This is a genomic window from Flavobacterium sp., assembly GCF_035456225.1.
GTDB lineage: Bacteria > Bacteroidota > Bacteroidia > Flavobacteriales > Flavobacteriaceae > Flavobacterium.
Map to the genome: position 1 here is coordinate 1 of NZ_DATIDM010000177.1, position 5,438 is coordinate 5,438.

Genomic DNA, 5,438 nt, shown 5'->3' on the forward strand with positions numbered 1-5,438 from the left:
TTGTTTTTTATTTGATTAAATCAAAACTGCGTTTTACAAAAGCGGTCAGGTCTTCGCCTTTTAGCAGGCCTTGCGACAGTTTTGCCAAATCCAACGCTTGTTTTACAAGGTTTTCCTGGGTTGGCTTGTCTTTTTCATTTAAGATAGAAGTTGCCAAATCCGAATTTGTGTTCACCACCAGATTGTACATTTCCGGGAAGTTACCCATACCGAACATTCCGCCGCCACCGGTCTGACTCATTTCTTTCATACGACGCATGAATTCCGGTTGTGTAATCATAAATGGAGCCGCTTTGCTGTCTAAAGATTCCAGTTGTACCGTATAAGTTGTCGCAGGAACGATGCCTTCAACAGCTGTTTTTAAACTTTCTTGTTCTTCATCGGAAAGTTTTGAAATCGCACTTTCTTCTTTCTTGATCAAACTGTCGACGTGATCCGAATCGACACGTACAAACTGAAGGTTTTCGTTGTCTGCTTCCAATTTCTGAATCAAATGCGAAACAATAGGGGAATCCAGTAAAAGCACTTCGTATCCTTTGGCTTCAGCTGCTTCAACATAACTGTGCTGTGCATCATTGTTGGAAGCGTATAACAGGATCAGCTTTCCGTCTTTGTCGGTTTGTTTGTCTTTTACAAGCTCTTTTAATTCTTCTAACGTGTAATAGTTTTTATTTACCGTTGGATATAATGCAAAGGCACCCGCTTTTTCGTAGAATTTAGGTTCGGACAACATTCCATATTCCAAAACGATTTTAATGTCGTTCCATTTTTTCTCGAAATCTTCTCTGTTTTCCGTGAATAACGATTTTAATTTGTCGGCTACCTTACGGGTAATATAGTTTGATATTTTCTTAACGGCACCGTCAGCCTGTAAATAGGAACGCGATACGTTTAATGGAATGTCCGGAGAATCGATCACTCCTTTTAACATGGTAAGGAATTCAGGTACGATACCTTCTACATTATCGGTAACATATACCTGATTCTGATATAATTGGATTTTGTCTTTCTGAATTTGTAAATCGGCCGACATTTTAGGGAAATACAAAATTCCTGTTAAGTTGAACGGATAATCAACATTAAGGTGGATGTTGAATAAAGGTTCTTCAAACTGCATCGGATACAATTCACGGTAGAAATTCTTGTAATCATCATCGTTTAATTCGGTAGGCTGTTTTGTCCATGCCGGAGACGGATTGTTAATGATGTTGTCAACCTCGATTTCTTCCATTTTTTCTTCCTCACCAACGCCATAAGCTTTTTGTTCTTTACGGGTTCCGAATTTAATCGGCACAGGCATGAACTTGTTGTATTTGGTAAGCAATTCACGAATTTTGAAATCTTCTAAAAACTCCAATGAATCTTCTGCAATGTGAAGGATAATTTCGGTTCCGCGGGATGTTTTGTCAGCTGTCTCCAAAGTGAATTCCGGGCTTCCGTCGCATGTCCAATGAGCTGCCGGTTCGTCTTTATAGGATTTAGTGATGATTTCCACTTTTTCAGCTACCATGAAAGCCGAATAGAAACCTAAACCGAAATGCCCGATGATGCCACTGTCTTTAGCCGAATCTTTGTATTTTTCAAGGAATTCTTCAGCGCCTGAAAAAGCTACCTGATTGATGTATTTTTCCACTTCATCGGCAGTCATTCCCAATCCTTGATCAATGATGTGTATTTTTTTGCCTTCTTTGTCGATTTTTACTTCGATGATTGGATTGCCATATTCCACTGAAGCCTCACCAATGCTGGTCAGATGTTTAAGTTTTAGAGTGGCATCTGTCGCATTTGAAACTAATTCGCGAAGAAAGATCTCGTGATCACTATATAAGAACTTTTTGATTAACGGGAAGATATTTTCAACCGATACGTTAATTTTTCCTGTTGTCATAGGTATGATATTTTTAAATTATTTTCGAAGTGGTTTTGCAAATAATATACCATTACAGGTTGTCTGTCAAAATGACACTTTCATAATTTGGGAAAAGCATAGTGTTTTTCAGATTTTTTTGTAATTTTAAAAAACGATATTAAAAAAAGAGAAGTATGAAAAAAATTGGTCTTTTAATTTGTGTTTTAGCATTGGCAATTGGCTGTAAATCAGGAAGTGGTAGCGCTGAAAAACCTCCAAAACCTGCAACGGCAAGTGCGTCCAATGCAGCAAAACTGGATACAAAAGCGGAGAAAAATCTGAACGGAAACTGGAAAATTGTCAAAGTTGATTTTCCGGGAAGTGGCTACTTCAAGGTGAATGCTTTTGGTGTTGCCGATCCAAAGTGTTTTGAAGGCAGCGCGTGGACATTTGTTCAGAATAACAACACCGGTACGGTTACTTTAAACCAGTCGGGTTGTCCGGCATTTACGTCGGCGATTAAATGGCAGGTCAGTAAAGAAGGGCAATTTGGTTTAAAATTTATAAGTGAAGGAACGAAAGCCAAAAACCAGACACAGGGTTATTACTCTGCTTTCCAGAATGCAACAGAAAATTCATTTGAATTGGTGGATGTCATCGATGTAGCAGGACAGAAGAAAAATGTGACCTATTATTTTCAGAGAAATTAATTATTAAAAAAATAAAAAGAGTTATTATGAGAGCATTTAAATTAACAGTAGTAACGATATTGTTTGTGATCGGTACGTTGTTTACGGGTTGTAAATCAGCAAGCAATACGCAAAAAGGAGCAGTATACGGAGCGACAGGTGGTGCTCTTCTAGGTGCCGGGATAGGTGCGCTTGCAGGTGGTTCTAAAGGAGCTGCATGGGGAGCTGCCATTGGAGCCGCTGTAGGTGGTGGAACCGGAGCGATTATCGGTAATAAAATGGACAAACAGGCCCGTGCCATTGATGAAGCTTTACCAAGTGCTGATGTAGAAAGAGTAGGAGAGGCAATACATATTACTTTAAAAGAAGATGCGATTCGTTTCGCCACTAATAAGTCGACACTCACGCCGCAAGCTCAGGCAAATCTGGATAAGTTGATACCGATTTTTAATGAATACAACGAAACCAATATCAATATTTACGGATATACCGATAACGTTGGTGCAAAGGAATATAACCTGACCCTGTCTCAAAAAAGAGCTGATGAGGTTAAAAAATACCTGATTTCAAAAGGATTGGCGCCAACACGATTTATTACCAAAGGTATGGGAATGGAGCAGCCAATTGCTTCGAATGACACCAAAGAAGGTCAAAGCATGAACAGACGCGTGGAATTCGCAATTACGGCTAATGAAAAAATGATTCAGGAAGCTAAAAAAGAAGCAGGAAATTAATCAGCTATCATTTATAACAATAAAAAAATCCCGATTAATCGGGATTTTTTTATTGTATAATGTTCATCTTTATGACTTATTCTCCAAAAGTATACGATAATCCTAAACTTAAATTGTAGATAAGTGTGGATGTTCCGTTCGGGGTTCCGTTAAAGACAGGGTCAGTGTATGTGTATTTTCCATCAAACCAAAAATGCTGGGAAAAATGAACCAATCCGGTAAAATCGATTCCAACGGCAAGGTTGTCGGTAATGGAATACTGTGGATTGATACCAAAAATTATATGTCCGATTTCATCATTACCCGCTCTGGGAAGTGTTACCGATTTTTGGACTGTATACCCTAATCCCACATGGGTAAGTACATTGAAATCACGGTTATAAAAGTAACTTCTCGGATCCAAAAGATTAGTCAGGTTACAGGCAGCCTGAGCAGAAATTCTGTGTGAGTTAAGTCCCATTTCTATGGGTGACTTCTGGGTTCTGAATTTGTCGAAACCATAATCCAGTTTAATTCCCCAGGTATCTCCAAACATGTATCTCACACCAAAATCGTAATGGACCGGATCAATAAGTTCAGGGTCTTTGACTCCAGATATACCATAATCGACATCTATCGATACGTTATTATATACACGTTGACCAAAAGTTAAAGACGAGACAAGCAGTAGAGCTAACGTCAGTTTTTTAGTTAGGAATTCCATGCATTTGTTGGATTTGTAGGTTAAATAGTCTGCAATATTAGACATAAAGTTTTAAATATTGATTATGATTTGTTTAAAAAAATATACTCAATAAATTCAGATATAATTCAATAGCGATTAAATTTGCAGACTAATACAGAACAATGCTACAGGTTAAAACTATTTCCTTCGGATACACGGAAAAAAAAATCATTCACAACATCGCGTTTACTGTCCCAAAAGGTAAGAATGTAGCTGTTTTAGGAGAAAGCGGTTGCGGGAAAAGTACGCTTTTGAAACTGATTTATGGTTTACATGATTTAGATGAAGGCCATATTTTTTGGAATGAAACCGAAGTTCTGGGACCTAAATTCAATTTAGTGGCCGGGATGCCTTTTATGAAATACCTGGCGCAGGATTTCGACCTGATGCCCTACATAACCGTTGCTGAAAATGTCGGTAAATATCTTTCCAATTTTTATCCTGAAGAAAAAAAACAACGAATCCAGGAACTGCTTGAAATTGTTGAGATGACCGAATTTGCCAATGTAAAAGCACAATTTCTCAGCGGAGGACAGCAACAGCGTGTTGCATTAGCCAAAGTTTTAGCTTTAGAACCAGAGGTTTTGTTGTTGGATGAGCCCTTTAGTCATATCGATAATTTTAGAAAAAATGCCCTTCGAAGAAATTTATTCGCTTATCTGAAGTCTAAAGAAATTACCGTCATAATTGCAACGCACGATAGTGTTGACGCACTTTCCTTTTCAGACGAAACTGTTGTTTTGAGAAACGGTAAAATTGTAGCAAGAGGAGCATCTGCCACCATTTATAACAATCCTGAAAGTAAGTATGTGGCTTCTCTTTTTGGTGAGGTTAATGAGTTGCAGCTTTCACAATTGGTTGATGATGTAGATGATGATAAAACCTTGTTTTTGTACCCGCATCAGTTAAAAGTTGTAGAAAACGGTTTTTTGAAAGCCATTGTCCGACAGTGTTATTATAAAGGAAGTCATTATTTGGTTAAAGCGGTTTCAGACCGTAAAGTGATTTTCTTCGAACACGAAACCGAGTTGGAAATCAATGATGAAGTTACTTTAATGATGAGTTAATCATGGCAAAAGAAGACTTATTAACGAAACAGATAAACCAGTTGGGATTCTTTCTCAGAAAGGTGTTTGAAAAATTAACGGGTAGTAATTCTGATGAAGATATTTCCAAAACAGTTATAGAAATTAATACCGATTTAAAGGAAACTCTCGGTTTTGATTTAGAAGAAATTGAAAAACTCACTTCAGAAGAGGTGGTTGCTTTTTTACTTCAAAAGGAGTATTTCAGTGTCGAAAACCTTGAATTGTTCGCTGATATTTTAGCAAAAATAAATTCGGATGATTATCGCTATAAAGCATTAAAGATTTATGAGTACATCGACAGTAAGACAGCTACTTTTTCGATGGAACGCAATCAGAAAATGAAAACTATAAAAG

General features: G+C 37.6%; 6 protein-coding genes. 4 read left to right on the plus strand and 2 right to left on the minus strand.

Annotated features, from left to right (window positions below):
* Positions 1-7: 7 nt before the first annotated feature.
* Positions 8-1,888: a molecular chaperone HtpG gene (gene htpG / locus VLB74_RS10740; protein WP_325203457.1), complete on the minus strand. Its 1,881-nt coding sequence runs from the start codon at positions 1,886-1,888 to the stop codon at positions 8-10.
* 155 nt (positions 1,889-2,043) lie between these two features.
* Here htpG and VLB74_RS10745 point away from each other — a divergent pair, with 155 nt between their 5' ends.
* Positions 2,044-2,559, plus strand: coding sequence for a hypothetical protein (locus VLB74_RS10745; protein WP_325203458.1), 516 nt, complete (start codon positions 2,044-2,046; stop codon positions 2,557-2,559).
* Positions 2,560-2,585: 26 nt separating this feature from the next.
* Positions 2,586-3,272, plus strand: coding sequence for a YiaD family glycine zipper/OmpA-like lipoprotein (locus VLB74_RS10750; protein ID WP_325203459.1), 687 nt, complete (start codon positions 2,586-2,588; stop codon positions 3,270-3,272).
* A gap of 76 nt (positions 3,273-3,348) precedes the next feature.
* Here VLB74_RS10750 and VLB74_RS10755 read toward each other — a convergent pair whose 3' ends face one another.
* The gene (locus VLB74_RS10755; protein ID WP_325203460.1) at positions 3,349-4,020 is read right to left on the minus strand and encodes an outer membrane beta-barrel protein; all 672 of its coding nucleotides are present in this window, start codon (positions 4,018-4,020) and stop codon (positions 3,349-3,351) included.
* Positions 4,021-4,118: 98 nt separating this feature from the next.
* Here VLB74_RS10755 and VLB74_RS10760 point away from each other — a divergent pair, with 98 nt between their 5' ends.
* Both VLB74_RS10760 and VLB74_RS10765 read left to right on the plus strand, forming a co-directional pair.
* Positions 4,119-5,063, plus strand: a complete 945-nt coding sequence (locus VLB74_RS10760; protein ID WP_325203461.1) for an ABC transporter ATP-binding protein — start codon at positions 4,119-4,121, stop codon at positions 5,061-5,063.
* 2 nt (positions 5,064-5,065) lie between these two features.
* The coding region (locus VLB74_RS10765; RefSeq protein WP_325203462.1) for a hypothetical protein at positions 5,066-5,438 on the plus strand (373 nt) is incomplete at its 3' end.

Coding starts and splice junctions, on each gene's coding strand:
- htpG (WP_325203457.1), bottom strand. CDS start 1,888: ATGACAACAGGAAAAATTAACGTATCGGTTGAAAATATCTTCCCGTTA.
- VLB74_RS10745 (WP_325203458.1), top strand. CDS start 2,044: ATGAAAAAAATTGGTCTTTTAATTTGTGTTTTAGCATTGGCAATTGGC.
- VLB74_RS10750 (WP_325203459.1), top strand. CDS start 2,586: ATGAGAGCATTTAAATTAACAGTAGTAACGATATTGTTTGTGATCGGT.
- VLB74_RS10755 (WP_325203460.1), bottom strand. CDS start 4,020: ATGTCTAATATTGCAGACTATTTAACCTACAAATCCAACAAATGCATG.
- VLB74_RS10760 (WP_325203461.1), top strand. CDS start 4,119: ATGCTACAGGTTAAAACTATTTCCTTCGGATACACGGAAAAAAAAATC.